Source organism: Bradyrhizobium sp. S3.3.6, from assembly GCF_040546905.1.
GTDB classification, from domain to species: domain Bacteria; phylum Pseudomonadota; class Alphaproteobacteria; order Rhizobiales; family Xanthobacteraceae; genus Bradyrhizobium; species Bradyrhizobium cytisi.
This window is the reverse complement of record NZ_JBEPOT010000010.1, coordinates 38,887-56,511: the sequence shown is the minus strand read 5'-3', so window position 1 is coordinate 56,511 and position 17,625 is coordinate 38,887. Positions and strand designations below refer to the sequence as shown.

General features: G+C 64.8%; 15 protein-coding genes. 7 read left to right on the top strand and 8 right to left on the bottom strand.

Going from position 1 to position 17,625, the window contains the following annotated elements; all coding sequences use genetic code 11:
- The first annotated feature begins 28 nt into the window (after nt 1-28).
- Nucleotides 29-613, top strand: coding sequence for a TetR/AcrR family transcriptional regulator (locus ABID59_RS25800; RefSeq protein WP_148754224.1), 585 nt, complete (start codon nt 29-31; stop codon nt 611-613).
- 126 nt (nt 614-739) lie between these two features.
- Nucleotides 740-1,318, top strand: a complete 579-nt coding sequence (locus ABID59_RS25795; RefSeq protein WP_148754225.1) for a DUF308 domain-containing protein — start codon at nt 740-742, stop codon at nt 1,316-1,318.
- 17 nt (nt 1,319-1,335) lie between these two features.
- On the opposite strand, the gene ABID59_RS25790 is transcribed toward ABID59_RS25795, so the two are convergent.
- On the bottom strand, nt 1,336-1,797 hold the full coding sequence (locus ABID59_RS25790; RefSeq protein ID WP_148754226.1) for a cupin domain-containing protein: 462 nt from the start codon (nt 1,795-1,797) through the stop codon (nt 1,336-1,338).
- 159 nt (nt 1,798-1,956) lie between these two features.
- On the opposite strand from ABID59_RS25790, the gene ABID59_RS25785 reads away from it, so the two are divergent.
- Complete coding sequence (locus ABID59_RS25785) at nt 1,957-5,316, top strand: DEAD/DEAH box helicase (protein ID WP_354085247.1); 3,360 nt, start codon at nt 1,957-1,959, stop codon at nt 5,314-5,316.
- A 274-nt stretch (nt 5,317-5,590) separates the two neighbouring features.
- Complete coding sequence (locus tag ABID59_RS25780) at nt 5,591-6,817, top strand: MFS transporter (RefSeq protein ID WP_354085246.1); 1,227 nt, start codon at nt 5,591-5,593, stop codon at nt 6,815-6,817.
- 18 nt (nt 6,818-6,835) lie between these two features.
- Here the strand turns inward: ABID59_RS25780 and ABID59_RS25775 are convergent, their stop codons facing one another.
- The 6 genes from ABID59_RS25775 to ABID59_RS25750 form a co-directional block, all read right to left on the bottom strand.
- Nucleotides 6,836-7,222 carry an ester cyclase gene (locus ABID59_RS25775; protein ID WP_354085245.1) on the bottom strand — a complete coding sequence of 129 codons (387 nt, stop codon included), beginning with the start codon at nt 7,220-7,222 and terminating at the stop codon, nt 6,836-6,838.
- A 60-nt stretch (nt 7,223-7,282) separates the two neighbouring features.
- Nucleotides 7,283-8,155, bottom strand: coding sequence for a GNAT family N-acetyltransferase (locus ABID59_RS25770; RefSeq protein WP_354085244.1), 873 nt, complete (start codon nt 8,153-8,155; stop codon nt 7,283-7,285).
- Nucleotides 8,156-8,313: 158 nt separating this feature from the next.
- Nucleotides 8,314-9,243, bottom strand: coding sequence for a hypothetical protein (locus tag ABID59_RS25765; protein WP_354085243.1), 930 nt, complete (start codon nt 9,241-9,243; stop codon nt 8,314-8,316).
- A gap of 14 nt (nt 9,244-9,257) precedes the next feature.
- Complete coding sequence (locus ABID59_RS25760; protein WP_354085242.1) at nt 9,258-10,574, bottom strand: HlyD family type I secretion periplasmic adaptor subunit; 1,317 nt, start codon at nt 10,572-10,574, stop codon at nt 9,258-9,260.
- Nucleotides 10,571-12,313, bottom strand: a complete 1,743-nt coding sequence (locus ABID59_RS25755) for a type I secretion system permease/ATPase (protein ID WP_354085241.1) — start codon at nt 12,311-12,313, stop codon at nt 10,571-10,573. Before ABID59_RS25755 ends, ABID59_RS25760 begins: the two co-directional genes overlap by 4 nt.
- Nucleotides 12,314-12,437: 124 nt before the next feature.
- Entirely contained in the window at nt 12,438-12,740 is a 303-nt protein-coding gene (locus ABID59_RS25750) for a hypothetical protein (protein ID WP_148754233.1), read from the bottom strand.
- Between the two features lie 1,176 nt (nt 12,741-13,916).
- On the opposite strand from ABID59_RS25750, the gene ABID59_RS25745 reads away from it, so the two are divergent.
- The 3 genes from ABID59_RS25745 (at nt 13,917) to ABID59_RS25735 (ending at nt 16,834) form a co-directional block, all read left to right on the top strand.
- Nucleotides 13,917-15,581, top strand: a complete 1,665-nt coding sequence (locus ABID59_RS25745; RefSeq protein ID WP_354085240.1) for an acetolactate synthase large subunit — start codon at nt 13,917-13,919, stop codon at nt 15,579-15,581.
- A gap of 208 nt (nt 15,582-15,789) precedes the next feature.
- Nucleotides 15,790-16,137, top strand: a complete 348-nt coding sequence (locus tag ABID59_RS25740) for a Lin0512 family protein (protein ID WP_148754235.1) — start codon at nt 15,790-15,792, stop codon at nt 16,135-16,137.
- A 4-nt stretch (nt 16,138-16,141) separates the two neighbouring features.
- Entirely contained in the window at nt 16,142-16,834 is a 693-nt protein-coding gene (locus tag ABID59_RS25735) for a GNAT family N-acetyltransferase (RefSeq protein WP_354085239.1), read from the top strand.
- A 31-nt stretch (nt 16,835-16,865) separates the two neighbouring features.
- On the opposite strand, the gene ABID59_RS25730 is transcribed toward ABID59_RS25735, so the two are convergent.
- Entirely contained in the window at nt 16,866-17,414 is a 549-nt protein-coding gene (locus tag ABID59_RS25730) for a hypothetical protein (RefSeq protein ID WP_354085238.1), read from the bottom strand.
- Nucleotides 17,415-17,625: the final 211 nt, after the last annotated feature.

Here is a 17,625-nt window from a genome sequence, read left to right as displayed (position 1 = left end):
CCTACCAACTGGAAGGTAGTCATTCTCCATGATCAACGTTTCCTCGACCGCCGAAGACATTCTGGCCAGCGCCCGCGCGCTGATCATCGCGGGCGGCTACAACGGCTTCAGCTATGCCGACGTCGCCGAAATCGTCGGCATCCGCAAGCCGAGCATCCACCATCATTTCGCCAGCAAGGTCGACCTGGTTCGCACCCTGGTGTCGCGCTATCGCGAAGAGGCCGCGGCGGGGCTGGCGGCGCTCGAGCGCAACATCCCTGATACGCGCGAGCAGCTCAGAAATTATGTCGGATATTGGGAAGCGTGCATCACTGACGCGACGGCGCCCTTCTGCGTCTGTGCGCTGCTGGCCAGCGAGCTTCCAATCCTGCCGGAGGAGGTGGCGCTCGAAGTCCGCTCGCATTTCCGTTTCCTGGCGTCCTGGCTGGCATCGGTGATGGAGCGCGGCAAGCGGAAGGGGCAGCTCAAGCTCTCCGGAACGGCACGGGTCGAGGCTGAAGGATTCATGGCGACCATTCACGGCGCGATGCTGTCGGCGCGCGCCTATGGCGATCCCAAGATGTTCGGCGTGATCACCGCTCCGCTGCTGGATCGGCTGTCCACGAAACACTGAGAGACATCGGCAAGACGATATCGGCAAGACGGTATCAGCAAGACGACAACGGCACCCGCAGGCATGGGGTGAAGGCATCTTGCTGCGCGCGGAGACTACCAACTAGTAGGTAAAGGACTGAAAGCAATGACTCATCATCAAATGGATCTCGTTCGTGCCGACCGCGAGCAATGGCTCAAGCAATACTACTTCCTCCGCGCGGCATTCTCCGTCGCCTGGGTCGTTGCCGCGTTTGCCGTCGCGCCGTCGTCCCCGGCAATCGCCGGCGCCTTGCTCGTGCTCTATCCGGCATGGGACGCGGCCGCCAATTTCGTCGACGCCTTGCGCAGCGGCGGGCTCACGCAAAACCGCACGCAGGTTCTCAACGTTGTGGTCAGCCTCGCGACCACCATCGCGGTCATCGTCGCCTTGCGAACGGGCATGAACTGGGTGCTCGGCGTCTTCGGTGCCTGGGCGATCCTGTCCGGCTTGCTCCAGCTGGGAACCGCGATCCGGCGCTGGAAAAGTTTTGGCGCGCAATGGGCCATGGTACTCAGCGGCGGTCAGTCGGCGCTCGCCGGCGGCTTCTTCATCGCACAGGCCTTGACGCCCGCGGTGCCGTCGATCGCGAATGTCGCGGGCTATGCCGGGGTCGGCGCGCTCTACTTCTTCGTCTCGGCCGCATGGCTCGCCGCCAGCGACTGGCGCCGGCGCGCCGTGACGTAGCGCTGCGTCGCTTCCGGTCACGCGTCCGGATAGGGCGTGCCGTCCTTGTGCACGAACCTCCCGTCCGAATTTGCGCTCATCATGTCGATGTCCGAGCAGGTCGTGAGGTCGTCGGGCGAGCGCGAGCCGATCTCGAGATAGACGGCCACCGCGTCCGACCGGTTGATCATGTGATGGCCGTTGCCGCTGCCCTTCGGGAAGGCGGCGCAATCGCCTGCGCGCAGTACGGTTTCGCCGTCGTCCTCGATCAGCACCACCTCGCCTTCGAGCACGTAGACGAATTCGTCCTCGTGCGAATGCCAGTGCCGCTGGCTCGACCAGTTGCCCGGCGGCAGACGCATCAGATTGACGCCGAAATCAGAAAGGCCTCCGGCATTGCCGAGCCGCTTGCGGACGCGATCGGCGCAAGGAGCGTTGAAGGGCGCGGGATAGCCCGAACCCTTGCGGACTGGCAGGGCGGCAATGTCGATTTTTGGCATGGACATATTCCGTTCATTCGCAGTCGAGGCGAAGGCACATCTTGTTGGCTTGGAGCATCGACGTCTGGACCACGAACCGCTATTTTCCTGGAACGGGCGTGGCAGCGCGCCAGCATCGGCGGCGCGTTCGAACACTATAACGCTCTGGTCGAAACGGCTATGCTGCTGCCGATAATCTGGGTCGTGGAATCGCTGCAAGTGCTCTCGGACGTTCTCAAGCGAAAAGAAATCTATAGTTATTTCAACCGCTCGGCGATGGAGAAGGCGCACGCCTATCAGGCGCAGGGTCGCGTTTCGGCGGTCGGCGTCAGCGACGACCTGACCCACATCAGTTCCCGGGTGCTAGGCAGCGCGTCCTCGAATTATCGCGTTGACATCCAGCTGGAGTTCGACAACGGCAGGCTCACCGACATCGACGGCGATTGCAGTTGTCCGATGGCCCTCAACTGCAAGCATGTCGCGGCGACCCTGCTTGAAGCGCTGAGCGACAGGCAGCCGTCGACGCTGCCGCCGGTGCCACCCCCGCAGGCAGCAAAGCCTGCCAAGACGGAAGCGCCGTCGGCTCCGCCGGTCCTTGGTGTCGAGGTCAACAACTGGATCGACACTGTCGGCCGCGCGGCGCGGAGCGGCGATCATGCTGCGGACGAGAGCCAGCGATTGCTGTATTGCCTGCAGCCGTCGGACGACCCGATGCCTTACCTCGCGATAACCCTGCGATCGGTCCGGCTCCGCAAGGGCGGAGATTTTGCCGACAACTACACCAGTCCCAGCCTGTACGAATTCAAGCCGGAACGGGCGCCGAAATACTTCCGTGATGTCGACGTCGACATCGTGACGGAGGCGAACGGCCGCATCCGCAAGTCCTACACCCAAGGGCCGTGTCCGGAAGAGCTGTTGCACCGGATTGTCGCGACCGGCCGCGCATTCTGGCTTGACCACAAGCGGGCGCCGCTGAGCTGGGGCGAAGCGCGCGAGGGCCGGATCGAATGGCGCCCGGCGACCAGAGGCGTTGCACCGAACCTCGTCGTGTCGGGGGCGGTCGCGCTTAATGCCGAACCGCCGGTCTATGTCGACGAAGCCAGCGGTGTGATCGGGCCCGTACAGCTCGGCCTGCCGCCTCGGCTAGCCTGCCAGTTCCTGGCTGCACCCTCCATTCCGCGGGCGCAACTCGAAGAGGTGTCGCGCCGCCTGAGCCAGAGGCTGCCCGAGCTTCACCACGGTCTGCTGCCGGTGCCGCCGGCGGCTGCGGTGCTCGTCGACGAGGATCCGCGCCCCGTGCTGCGGCTGAAGCCGGGACATGTCGGTGCAAGCTATTACTACTATCGCAACAAGAACGAACAGTCGGGTCCCGCCGGCGTGGCCAGCCTCGGCTTCCGCTACGGCGGGTTCGACATCGATCCGAGCCAGCGAGCGAGCCGGCTGGAGCTGTTCCAAGGCGGGCAGGTCTATGCGATCGCGCGCCGCCAGGCGAAGGAAAAGCAGGCACGCAAGCGCCTCGCCGACGCCGGTCTCACCGAAGCGAGGTCGGCGCTTCCGATCCTCGACTACCGCCATGCCACGGACCTTACGCTGCGCGACCAGCGCGGCTGGTTCGATTTTCTTGCGCTGCACGCCGGGCAATTGCGGTCGGAGGGGTTCGAGATCCTGATCGACGACGATTTTCCGTTCCGGATGGCGGAGTCGTCGGGCGATTTCGATGCGGTGCTGGAGTCCAGCGGCATCGACTGGTTCGAACTGTCGCTCGGCATCGAGATCGAAGGCGAGCGGCGCGATCTCGCGCCGCTCCTGGCCGCGCTGGTTTCGACGCCCGGCTTCAGCCCCGAATCGCTGACGGCACTCGCGGACAAGGGCGAACGTTTCCTGCTGCCTCTCGCCGACGGCCGGCACGTCGCGCTGGCTGCGGATCGCTTCCTGCCGCTCGTGCTGGCGCTGCATGGCCTGCACATGAGTGGCGCTTTCGAGGACGCCTCCAGGAGCATCAGGCTGTCGCGCGCGGACGTCGTTCCGCTGCTCGGCGTCGAGAACGAGCGCTTCGCCTTTGGTGGAGCCGACAGTCTTCGCCGCCTCGCAGGCCTGCTCCAGGCGCGCGGCTTGACCGCGCCGGAACTGCCGCCGACCTTTCGCGCCACGCTTCGGCCCTATCAGGCGCAGGGTGTGGCATGGCTCGATCTGCTCCGCGAGAGCGGGCTGGGCGGAATCCTTGCCGACGACATGGGTCTGGGCAAGACCGTCCAGATCCTGGCCCTGATCGCGCTGGAGAAAGCGCGAGGTCATCTCGCCAATCCCGTGCTGGTCGTCGCGCCGACCAGCCTGATGACGAATTGGTCCGCCGAAGCGCAGAAATTTGCGCCGGAGCTGAAGGTCCTCGTCCTGCACGGGGCAGATCGCAAGCACAAGTTTCCCGCCATCGCCGAGCACGATCTGGTCCTGACCACCTATCCGCTGATCGCGCGGGATCGCGAAATTCTGCTGGCGCGGGAGTGGCATATGGCCGTGCTGGACGAGGCGCAGACGGTGAAGAATCCGGATGCCGCCACTACGCGATTTCTGCGCGAGACCAAGGCGCAGCATCGCTTCTGTCTCACGGGCACGCCGATGGAAAATCATCTCGGCGAACTCTGGTCGATCATGAGCTTCGTCAACCCCGGCTATCTCGGCGACAAGGCGGCCTTTTCGCGCCAGTGGCGCACGCCGATCGAAAAGCGCGCCGACAAGCCGCGGACCGCGGCATTGGCGCGGCGCGTCAAGCCCTTCCTGTTGCGACGGACCAAGACGGAGGTGGCGACCGAGCTGCCGGCCAAGAGCGAAATGGTGGAGACCATCACGCTGGAAGGACCGCAGCGCGATCTCTACGATTCGATAAGGCTCGCGATGTCGCGCAAGGTTCGCGAGGCCATCGCAAAGCGCGGCCTTGCCAAGAGCCACATCGTGGTGCTCGAAGCCCTGCTTCGGATGCGGCAGGCCTGTTGCGATCCGGCGTTGCTGAAACTGGACGACGGCGTCGAACGGCCATCGGCCAAGCTCGATCGTCTGATCGACATGGTGGGCGAGCTGCTGAGCGAGGGGCGCAAGATCATCATCTTCTCGCAATTCACCTCGATGCTCGATCTGGTCCGGAAGCGCCTTGACACGGGAGGCCTGCGCTACAGCATCCTCACCGGTCAAACCAAGGACCGAAAGACGGCGATTGAATCCTTTCAGCAAGGCGCGGCCGAAATCTTCCTGGTCAGCCTGAAGGCAGGCGGTGTCGGCCTCAATCTGACGGCCGCCGATACCGTCATCATTTTCGATCCCTGGTGGAATCCCGCTGTCGAGGAACAGGCGATCGATCGGGCCTATCGCATCGGGCAGGACAAGGCCGTCTTCGTTTACAGGCTGGTGGCCACCGGGACGATCGAGGAAAAGATGGACGAGCTCAAATCCAGAAAGCGCGCGCTCGCCGACGGCCTGTTCGACCGTGACGGCGGGATCGCGGCGGCCCTCACGGAGAGCGATGTGAATGCATTGTTCGACGCCTAGCCAGGCGCAGCAGACGCTCGGCGATGATGCGATCGAGTTCCACGGAATATGACATATTGCCGGTGTTTTGCCCGACGTGTCAAATTGCGGGTTTGCATCGTCGGCCGCCGGTAAGTCATTGATCCCGCAATGGCCGGCTACTGTGCATGGGGTTGTTTTCGGCATTTTGTTTTGGCGACACATCATGTGCCGGGCATAATTTAATCGCGCCGCCCTGTCTGCTTTCGCCAGTTCCATTCGTCTTCCACCCAGACAGACCTGACGGGAGACAAAGATGACTGCTTCCTCTTATCGCTGGGTGATCGTCGCCGCCGGCGGCCTGCTCGGCTGCGTCGCGATCGGCGGCATGTTTTCGCTGCCGGTGTTCCTGCAGCCGATCGCCAGGGACACCGGCTGGTCGGTGACCGGCATCTCCAGTGCGATGACGATCGGCTTCCTCGCGATGGCCTTCACCAGCATGGCGTGGGGCACGGTGACTGATAGGTTCGGGCCGCTGCCGGTGGTGCTGACGGGATCGATCGTGCTGGCGCTGAGCCTGTTCGCCGCGAGCCATGCGACCTCGCTGATCGTGTTCCAGTTCGTGTTCGGCCTCCTGGTCGGTGCCTCCTGCGCCGCCATCTTCGCGCCGATGATGGCGACCGTCACCGGCTGGTTCGACACCCATCGCGGCCTCGCGGTCTCGCTGGTGTCGGCCGGCATGGGCGTGGCGCCGATGACGATGGCGCCGCTCGCCGCGTGGCTGGTTTCCCATCATGACTGGCGCACCGCGATGCAGATCGTGGCGCTGGTCGTCGCTGCCATCATGATCCCGGTCGCGCTCCTGGTCCGCCGTCCGCCAGCGCTCGCGCATCCGCCGGTCGCGGTAGCCGGTCAAGGCGGCCCGCAATCCGAGATGACGGTGGGCGAAGCGTTGCGCTCGCCGCAATTCCTGATCCTGCTCGCCACCAATTTCTTCTGCTGCGCCACCCATTCCGGCCCGATCATCCATACCGTCAGCTATGCCGTGAGCTGCGGCATTCCGCTGATCTCGGCGGTGACGATCTACAGTGTCGAGGGGCTGGCCGGCCTCAGTGGCCGCATTGCTTTCGGCCTGATGGGCGATCGGCTCGGCGCCAAGCGCGTGCTAGTCTCGGGCCTGCTCGCACAAGCCTTCGGCGCGCTCGGCTATGTCTTCGCCCATCAGCTCACGACCTTCTACATGGTCGCGACGGTGTTCGGCTTCATCTATGCCGGCACCATGCCGCTCTATGCGGTGATCGTCCGCGAAAACTTTCCGCTCAAGATGATGGGCACCGTGATCGGCGGCACGGCAATGGCCGGCAGCCTCGGCATGGCGACCGGCCCGCTCGCCGGCGGCCTGATCTATGATGCGTTCTCCAGCTATGCCTGGCTCTATATCGGCTCCTGGGCGATGGGCTTGGGTGCGTTCCTGATGGCGATGACGTTCCGGCCGTTCCCCAAGCCGCAAGCCGAGCCGGCGCCGGCACCGGTGGCGGCATGACGAGAATGAGGCGCAGCCTCAGAGCTGCGCCTCAATCGCCGCCTTGTCGACGATCGACCACACCTGCCGGATCTTTCCGTCGCGAAATTCGTAGAACGCGTTTTCGCAGAAGCAGACGCGCCTTCCGTTGACAGCCAGCCCAAGGAATGTCCCGACCGGCGCGCACTCGAATTTGAGCCGGGCAGCGACGTTGGGCGGCTCGGAGATCACCATCTCGATGTTGAAGCGCAGATCCGGAACCTCGCGAAAATCCTGCTCCAGCATCGCGCGGTAGCCCGCGAGCCCGAGCGGCCGCGCATTGTGGGCGACCTCGTCGTGCACGAACCGGCCGAGCGCGGGCCAATCCTGCCGATTCAGGCAAGCGATGTAGTTGCGATAGATGTCAGCAAGCTCGACTCCGGTCACGGTGATACTCCTGCGGCCCCGAGCCTAACTAACGCGGCAGCAGGGGAATCGACGCGCCGCTCACAGGCGTTTTTCGAAGAACAGATCCGGGTACGGGTCATCGTTGAAGCGCGGGATCTCGCGCCAGCCGGTGGTGCGGTAGAGCCGGCCGGCTTCCGGCAGCGCGCTGTTGGTGTCGAGCCGCAGCAGCGCGATGGCGAGCCCGCGTGCGGCATCCTCGGCGCCATCCATCAGGCGCTTGCCGAGGCCCAATCCGCGCGCCGAGGGCGCCACCCACAGCCGCTTGATCTCGGCATAGCCATGGTCCGTTCCCTTCAGGCCGATGCAGCCGATCGGCAGCGTGTCCGACATCGCGACGATGAAGCTGCCGCGCGGCCGGCGCATGTCCTTGGCATCAGGGTCGCGCGACAGCGAGACGTCGAAGCCCTGCTTGAAGCGCCGGCCGAGCTCGGCGTAATATTCGCCAAGACAATAGCGCGCCTCGTCGCTGCGCGGATCCATTTCGGCGAGCGCGATGCGATCGCGCGTCAGCGCGGAGGCGACCAGATCCATCGCCGCGAGCAGCGCCTCGGCTTGCGCATTCCGGGCGAGAAAGCTTTCGGCCTGTGTGTTCGACAGCGCCTCATAGGCCGCGAATTCGCGCTTGCCGGCGCGGGTCAGGCTGGCCACGCGGCGGCGCGCATCGTCCTCGTGCGCTTGCGTCTCGATCAGGCCTTCGTCTTCCAGGCTGCGCAACAGCCGGCTCATCAGCCCGGAATCGAGGCCGAGATAGTCGCGGATCTCGCCGACATCGGAGCGTCCCTGTCCGATCGCATTGAGCACGCGCGCCGCGCCCAGCGGCCGGCTGCGCCCGAGGAATGAATTATCGAGCGCGCCGACTGCGGAGGTCACGGCACGGTTGAAGCGGCGGACGCGGGAGACGGGGTCGAGCATTATCTGACTGTAGTCAGATATAAATCTGCCGTCAATCGCCGCGGGGATCGATCATCGAGAAACGGTCGGTACCTCGCCTTCGTCCGCGATCCCCAAAACGGCTTCGTCTCGATGATGCCGCCGCTCAAGCGCGGCACGGAGCTGTCGCTGAAGGTCGCTTAGAAGTGATGCACGCCGAGCGCCGAGAACGCGCCGTCGTGCAGATCGTGGCTATCAGTCGGTTGGCCGAGAAAGCCAAGATGCAGCGTCACCGGCGGCAGCGTTGCCATCGGCACCGCGCCGACGGTGTCGAGGCCGCCGATATCGACGTGCGTCGCCGCGCTGTCATGAGGCGACGCCAGCGGTGTGCTGATGATATCCGTGACCAGCGCGCTGAACAAATCGGGGGAGGACGCCTCATGCCCGTCACCTCCGACGGAATGCAGCAGGCTGCCGACGAGGCCGGTGACGCTGTCAGTGAGCTGTCCGATTGTTCCGGTGACCGTAGATGTCAGCTGCGACACCGTATTGCTCAGGCTGTCGAGCGTGTGCGAGACGGCGGACAGCGAGGTGTCGACAAAGTTCGTGATCGTGCTGCCGAGATCGTGCAGCGATGGTGGCGGATCGATCGACGCGGACGTCGCGGCATCGGCGTGAGTGGGGCCGCCGACGGCTACTGCCGCATGATCGGATGCGACGGGAGCGTGGCTGTCAATCGGGGCGGTCGCGCTGACCGAGCTGTCCGTCATGGCAACGACACCGGTATTTCCGTCGGCATGCGAGACGCCGACACCGGTCCCATCCATATGAAGCGTCGTCGAGGTCTCACTCGTCGGCGGCACGCTCAGATCGGAATGCTGATCGCCTGAGACTGGCCGGTGATCGTCCGGTGTTGCCTCGGCGGGGGCCGGATCAGACGCATGCGCCGGCGAGGGTGGCACGTCGGACGGCAGCGGCTGCGCATCGTTGCCACCATGATATCCGGCGGCCTCGGCATCCTTCAGGAAGGCGATCAGCGCGGTCATGAACGCAATCGTCTCTTCCGTCGTGATGTGGCGGGCGATCTCGGCCTTTTCGGCGCGGCGGTTGTTCTGCTCGGATGCAGCCATTGGCTCCTTGCTCCTCAGCGTTCGCGGAAGGCGCGGGTCAGCTCGTCGCGCAGCGGACCAAACAGATACTCGAATAGCGTGCGCGGCCGCGTCGGCACGATCACCTCGGCCGGCATGCCCGATTGCAATTCGATGCGCGACTTCTTGACGTCCTCCGGCTCAAGAGAGACCTCGACCGCGTAATAGCCGGGGCCGCCGGCCTTGTCGTTGGTGACGCGGTCGGCCGAGACCGTTCGCACGGTGCCGTAAAGGCGGGGACGCTCAACATAGTTGACGCCGGTCAGCCGGATCTCGGCGCGGCGGCCGACGGTGACGTCGTTGATGTCGGACAGCTTGAGTTGCGCATCGACGATCAGCGGATTGTCCGACGGCACGATGTCCATGAGCTTTGCACCGGGCTGGATCACGCCGCCTTCGGTGAACACGTCGAGCCCCACCACTGACCCTGTCGCGGGTGCCCTGATCTGCGTGTGCGTCACGACATCCGTCGCAGCGTCAACCTTCGGGGCGAGCTCCGCGAGCTTGTTCTCGGTGGAGCGGAGCTGGTCGGTGATCTCGCTCATCCGGGCGCGCTCGGCCTTGGCGATCTCTGCCTCATTCTGCGAAATCTGCTGCTGCATGCCCGCGATGTTGGCGCGCTGCGCGCCGATATCGGCCTGGAGCTTGGCGTCCTCGCGCTGCAGCGCCAGGATCCGCGTCTTCGGCGTATAGCCCTGTTCGTACAGATGCTGCGCTCCGTTCATCTCGTCGGCCAGGAGCTCGCGCTGCTTTTCAGCGCCGGTGAGCTGTGCCTGCGTGCCGCCGATCTGCGCATTCAGCTCGGCGATCTTGCCCTTGAGCACGGATGTCTCCGCCTCGAACTGGTGTTTTCGCGCGGCCATCATCGCGGTCTCGTTCGCGATCGCCTGGCGCAAAGCGGGCTTTGCGTCCTTCGGATCGATGCCAAAGTCCATGGCATGGTCGTCGCGCTCGGCCATCAGTCGCGCCTCCGCCGCGCGGGCGGCGTCGCGATCGGCAATCAGCACTTCGAGCTTGGCGCGCGGATCGCTGTCGTCGAGCACCAGCAGAAGCTGTCCTTTTTCGACATGGGCGCCATCGCGCGCCTGAAGCTGGCGGACGACGCCGCCATAGGGATGCTGCACGCTCTGGCGCCGGCCCTCGACCTGGAGGTTGCCGCTGGCGATCGCAGCCCCCGAGATCGGGGCGAGCGTGCCCCACAGCGTCATGGCCGACGCGAACGCGCCGACCACGATGGCGCCGACCAGTGCGGGCCGTCCCGGCCGCGCATAATAGGCGCGCTCGCGATCGGCGACATAGGTTGCGGTGCTCATGACGCGGCCGCCCGTGCGGTGGCCTGCTGCTGCAAGGCCTGATAGACCTCGCCGGGCGGGCCGAGCATGTCGAGCATGCCGTCGCGGATCACCATCATGACGTCGACGATGTCGAGGATCGTGGTGCGGTGGGTGATGACGATGACGGCGGCGCCGTCGGCCTTGGCCTTGAGCAACGCGGCCTTCAGCGCCTCCTCGCCGGGTGCGTCGAGATTGGCGTTGGGCTCGTCAAGCACGAGCAGCGGCGGGCGGCCGAGCAGAGCGCGCGCCAAACCAAGCCGCTGGCGTTGTCCACCCGACAGGCCGACGCCGCCGCCGCCGAGCCGTGTGTCGTATTGCCGGGGCAGATCGAGTACCATGTCGTGGATGCCGGCGCGGATGGCGGCATCGATGATCTCGTCGGTCGAGGCATCGCCGAAGCGCGCGATGTTCTCGCGCACGGTGCCGGCGAACAGCCCGATATCCTGCGGGAGGTAGCCGACATGACGGCCGAATTCGACGGGGTCCCAGTGATTGTAGTCGAGGCCGCCGAAGCGCAAGCGGCCAGCGGCGGGCGACATGGCGCCGACCAGCAGGCGTGCCAACGTGCTCTTACCCGAACCGCTGGGCCCGACGATGCCGAGCGCCTGGCCGCCGGCGAGCTCGAAGGACAGGCCTTTCAGCACCGGCTCGGGCCGCGACGGCAATTCGCAGACTAGCTCGCGCACCTCGACTGTATTGCGCTGCTTCGGCACGATGGTCTGCGGCACGGTCAGGTCGACGGTCGCCAGCAGGTTGCGCACCTCTGTGTAGGAATCGCGTGCGCCGATGAACTGCTTCCAGGTACCGACCGCCTGTTCGACCGGAACCAGCGCACGGCCCATGACGATGCTGGCGGCGAAAATCGTTGCGGGCGTGATGGCGTGGTCGATCGCGAGCCACGCGCCGGTGCCGAGCATCAGGGATTGCAGTAGCAGGCGGAAGAAGCGGATCGACGACGTCATCACCGCGTTCTTGTCGCTGGCGATTGCCTGCTGCACCAGCATCGCCGAGCGCTGGGTCTGCCAGTTGCGCTCGACCGCCGGCTGCATGCCCATGGCGCGGATCACGTCGGCATGGCGCAGGACATTCTCGGTGAATACGTAGGACTGGTTGCCGGAGGACTCGGCCTGCTTCATCGGCGAGCGGGTCAGCACTTCGTTCACGCCTGCAAGTCCGAGCAGCAGCAGCGCGCCGATGGTCGCGACGAGGCCGAGCAGGGGGTGGATGAAGAACAGCAGCAGCAGATAGATCGGAATCCAGGGCAGGTCGAACGCGAAATAGATTCCGGGCCCGGTGACAAAGGTGCGGAATTGATCGAGATCGCGCAAATGCTGCGCGCCGCGCGAAGCGCCGCGCTCAGCCGATCGCACCACCAGCGCCTCGAACACGCGCGTCGACAGCTCCATGTCGAGCCGGATGCCGCAGCGGATCAGGATCCAGGCGCGCACCGCGTCGAGCGCGGCCATGGTCAGGAGCGCGATGGCGAGGATGAGGGTGAGAAGGACGAGGGTGGAAATGTTTTCGTTGAGCAGGACGCGATTATAGACCTGCATCAGATAGAGCGGCGAGGACAGATAGAGCAGGTTGATCGCGCTTGAGAACAGTCCGGCCCACAGGAAATGCGGCCAGAGTTTCAGCAGCGCTTCGCGGACGTCGTCGCCGCGCCGATACGGCGGCTCTGCCGCCTCGTCTGCGACCGTCGAAAGGGCTGCCGCCATCTGGATGTCCTTAATGTGTCGAAATGTGTCGAACGAATCTGCGCCGGGACGCTGGCGGGCTCACGCCTGGCGTGACGTGGGGCGGATCGCCCCACGTCACCTGTCGTCATCAGCGAACTAGGGCTCAGACCAGACCGTGGAGGAGACCACCAACGTCGAGATGGCCGACATCCGCACTAAGGCCGACGGCGGTCGGCGCGGAGATCGAGGCGTCGATGCCACCGGTTCCTGCAAGGCCCGACGTGGAGACGTCGATGCTCGGGTTGGTTTCGATCAGCGCTCCCACATCGAGCGTGTGAGACAGATCGACCGAGCCGCTGGCGCCGGCCGTTGCACTTCCACCTGCATTGGCGCTGCCCGACAGCGCACCTGTTGCTGTTCCAAGCAGGCCGTCGACCGTGCCGAGCAGGTTTCCGAGAAGAGCCATGTGTACTCCTTTGGGTTGGCAGTTGAGATCGCGACAGAAAAGTCGCTGCCCAAGAAGTCGCCCCGACGCCGAAGGTTGCGGACTCACATGCGGCCATTTGGTGCTGATTTGTTGGGCGAGGAACTTCGGGTGCGGGAAGGGCAGTGCGGTTGACTCGGTTGGACGAAGATTCTTTGCGATGATGCGCAGCCCGGATGGAGCGCGGCGAAATCCGGGACCGCTGCATCCGCCGGCGAAAACCCCGGATGACGTTGCGCTCCATTCGGGATACGAGAGCTTGCGTTGCCCGACGGGCAAAACACCCAAACCCTCGGTCAATCCGCACCGTCAAAAATATACCACTTTACCGAAATTCGGAAACAGCGTATGTGTCGCGCAACCCGGCCCAAGGAAGAGGGGCGTATCGCGATCGTCACGAACGCGGGCCGGATGGCGGTGGACGTGGTCACGTCGGCGCGAAGGGTTTTGCAGGGCGGGCAACCGTGAGCAAAACCATCGCGCACACGACCGGTGTGATCTGCGTACGGCGAAATCGTGTGGTCCTGGCGCCCGGAGCCTGTGCGCCAAGTCTTGCGGTGATGCGTGTGGCCCAACCGGGCCCTCACATCAGTCATCCGCGAGGCGACGGGGGCAATAGTGCATCGCTCCCCGGGGAGAGCGCGACATAAGCCGTAAAGCCACTGCGCAGGGAAGGCCGGTTGTTTGGCTTCACCTGTATGCCGCTGTGCAGATTCTTGTAGCGCAATTATCGCACAGTGGACCGCGGGTGCCAGCCGGCACCCGGTCTTCCCTGCGCCCTCTTTCAATTGAGGGCAAGGCGCCGAAGCAAAGCTCGGGTGAAACAAGCCGCGAGGCTGCGAAGCTGTGTTTATCGTTGCACAAAGGTCTCGTGCCCCGGACGCTGCGCAGCATGAAGTGATGCGCTGCAGAGCCGGGGCCCATGCATCGGCATAGTGTGCGGCCTGCTGGGTCCCGGCTCTGCGCAGCAGCGTAAGAACGCTGCAGCGCGTCCGGGACACGAGGGGGGGCGAATGTCGTCTCGCCATACGCCATCATTGCGCTCGCAATAACGGTGTTGATGGAGCTGTGCGCCTCTTTGTGAGTTGTGCCCGCGGCGCCAACCGCTACCATGCGCCCGCTCCCGGAACATGGGAGCCGGCAACAAGCGGAGGCGACATGAGCGAGCAGGAACGCAAAGCGAAGGGATCGGACCTGTTCGTCGCGGCGCTTGAGAACGAAGGCGTCGATCGCATTTTTGGCGTGCCCGGCGAGGAAAACCTCGACCTCGTCGAATCGCTGCGGACCTCCACGATTGAGCTGGTCCTGACCCGCCACGAGCAGGCGGCCGCCTTCATGGCAGCGACCCACGGCCGGTTGACAGGCAAGCCCGGCGTCTGCCTCTCCACGCTTGGCCCGGGCGCGCTCAATCTGTCGACCGGCGCGGCCTACGCACATCTCGGCGCGATGCCGATGATCCTCATCACGGGGCAGAAGCCGATCATGGGCAGCCGGCAAGCGCGCTTCCAGATCGTGGACGTGGTCGCGACCATGAAGCCGCTGACCAAGCTCTCGCGGCAGATCATCAGCGCCTCCTCGATTCCGACCGTGGTGCGCGACGCCTTCCGTGTGGCGATGGAGGAGCGGCCGGGTCCGGTGCATCTGGAGCTGCCCGAAGACATCGCGGGCGATGAGGTGCCGCCCGTCCCCGTGATCCCGATCCATCCAATCGAGATTCCCGTTGCGCACCGCGCCGCGCTCGACCGAGCCGCCGGGATGATATTGGCCGCGAAGCGTCCGCTGGTGATGATGGGCGCGGCGACCAGCCGGCCGCGCTCGACGCACGGCATCGCGAGCTTCGTGCGCCGGACCGGCATTCCGTTCTTTACCACGCAGATGGGCAAGGGCACCGTTCCCGGCGGCACCAATCTCTACATGGGCACCGCGGCGCTGTCGGAGCGCGATTATGTCCACGACGCCATCGACGCCGCCGACCTGATCGTGGCGATCGGCCATGATCCGATCGAGAAGCCGCCCTTCATCATGGGGCCGTCGGGGCCGAAGGTAATTCACGTCAGCTACACCTCGGCGAGTGTCGAGCTGGTCTATTTTCCTGACGCCGAGGTCGTCGGCGATGTCGGCCCGAGCCTGGAGCTTCTGGCTGACCGGCTCGAAGGCAAGCTGCCGCAGGCGGCGGCGCTGCTGCCGTTGCGCGAAGAGATACTCAACCACATCGCCGACCGCGCCACCGAGGCGCGTTGGCCGCCGACGCCGCAGCGCATCGTGCACGACATCCGCCAGGTCATCCCGGAGAACGGCATCGTCGCGCTCGACAACGGCATGTACAAGATCTGGTTCGCGCGCAACTACCGCACCCGCGTCGCCAACACGCTGCTGCTCGACAATGCGCTGGCAACGATGGGCGCCGGCCTGCCGTCGGCGATGATGGCTGCGATGCTCTATCCCGATCGCCGCGTGCTCGCGGTCGCCGGTGACGGCGGCTTCATGATGAACAGCCAGGAGATGGAGACCGCCGTCCGGCTCAAGCTCAACCTCGTCGTGCTGGTGCTGGAGGACCACGCCTACGGCATGATCCGCTGGAAGCAGGCCGTCGATCACTTTGCCGATTATGGCATGACGTTCGGCAATCCCGACTTTGCCATGTACGCCAAGGCTTACGGCGCCAAGGGCCACCGCATCGCAAGCATCGACAGCTTTGGCCCGACGCTGGATGCTGCCTTCAAGGAAGGCGGCGTGCACTTGATCTCGATCCCGATCGATTATTCGGAGAACGTGCGGGTGCTCGTCGACGAGCTGCGGGCCCATGAGAAATCGAAGGCCTGATGTGATGGGGCGAAGCTATTCCACATCGTCATTGCGAGCGCAGCGAAGCAATCCAGAGTCCCTCCGTGGAAAGATTCCGGATTGCGTCGCTGCGCTCGCAATGATGGAGCTTGTGGCGGAGATCACGCCTGAATACGACAACCGCACTTGTGTCGCGACCACCGATCGCCGACACTCCCAATCATCCAATCAGCCACAGGAATAAGACATGACTCGCGTTCGCTGTATCACCGAGATGGGCATGGGCGTCGACGTTCACGGCAGGGACGCCACCAAGGCGGCGAAGCGGGCGGTGTCGGATGCGATCCGGCATTCGAGCCTCGGTTTCTTTCGGATGATCGGCAAGACCGCGAACGACATGTTCGTCGACGTCACGATCGGCGTGCCCAATCCCGAGGCCGTCGACAAGGAGGCGGTTGCGAAGGAGCTTCCCTATGGCACCGTGACTGTCAACGCGGTCAAGGGCGGGCTGGAGATTGCGTCGGCCACCGAGCAGGCCAACGACCCCATCCTCATTGCCAATGCGGCCGTGATCGTTAGCTTCGACAAGGATTGAGCCGGTGTCCGACAACGATGTGCGGCTACTGGATCGTCCGATCTGGAGCGCGCTGACGACGAGCCATAAGCATCTGGCCGAAGGCGGCCCGCGCGCGCTGCGCTATCCCTTGGACATGACGCCGTTCGCCGACATGGTCGACATGTCGGCAGCAAGCTTTGCCGCGCTCGGTGATCTCATGTCCGGCTCGCAAGTCGCCGCGCTGTTCACGCCGGAGCCGGTCGATGTTCCCTCGGGCTTCAAGGTCGTGCTGACGGAGTCCGGCGAGCAGATGATCGGATCGCCTGCGGACAGTCCGTTGCGTGGCGTCGAGATCGTTACGCTCGGCGAGGCTGATGTGCCTGCCATGATGGCGCTGACGGCGCTGACCAAGCCCGGACCGTTCGCTTTACGGACGCACGAACTCGGCACGTTTCTCGGCATTCGCGCCGGGAGCGAGCTGGTCGCGATGACCGGCGAGCGCATGAAGCCGGGCAAGTTCGTCGAGATGACGGCCGTCTGCGTCCATCCCGACTATCGCGGGCGCGGCTACGCGCAGGCGCTGCTCGCCGCGGTCGCGCGCCAGATCGAGGCGCGCGGCGAGAATCCGTTCCTGCACGTGTTTTCGAACAACACATCCGCTATCGCGCTCTATCAGCGCCAGGGCATGCGCATCCGCCGTCGTCTGCACGTGACGGCGTTGATGAAGCAGGGGTGACGGCCCGACGGAGTGCGCCGGTCCGCAGCTCTTATGTCGAATAGTCGACGAGCAGCGCGCTCGATGCGTTGGAGGACGCCGAGTTGCCGCTGGAGCTATAGGAGGTCGACTGGCTGGTCGCGTTCTGGAGCAGCGAGATCAACTCCTTCATCAGCTCTGCGGTGGTGGCCGAAGACGAGCTGGACGAGGAATCGGACGAGGAGGTCGAATCCGTGCTGCTCGAGCTCGATGAGTCGCTGCTGCCATCGGGCGGCGGCGGTCCGCCGGCGCTGCCGGAGAAGGTGTTGGCGAACACGTTTTTCAGCTCGCTGGCCTGGTCGCTGGTCAGCTTGCCGCTCGCTACCTCGTTCTGGATGAGGTCGTCGATCTTGGACTGCATCTCGTCAGCCGAAGGCGGCGACGAGGAGCTCGCGCTCGATGCGCCGCTCTTGAGCGATGAATCGATGTCGTCGAGCGCGGACGAGAGCGCGGACTCATCGCTCGAGCTGATGGTGCCCGCCGAGACTTCCTTGGTGAGCTCGCTCTTGAGGCGGTCGAGTGGGGAGTAGGAATTGGTGGTCGTTGCGGAGATCGAGGTCATTGACGGTTACCCTTGATGGAATTGAAGATACGCTGAACATGACCGTGAGGCTAAAGGTCGCGCGCTTAATGAGGTCTTGCCGCAAGGATTGCTGGCGTTTTCGTTGTGTTGCTCGCGCGGGTGCGAACACGCGGTGAAACAAAAATGCGGGTGTTGCCGGCGCCGTCCGCGCCTCGCGCGAACGGGCTTCCCCGCGGCCGATTCGTCGCTA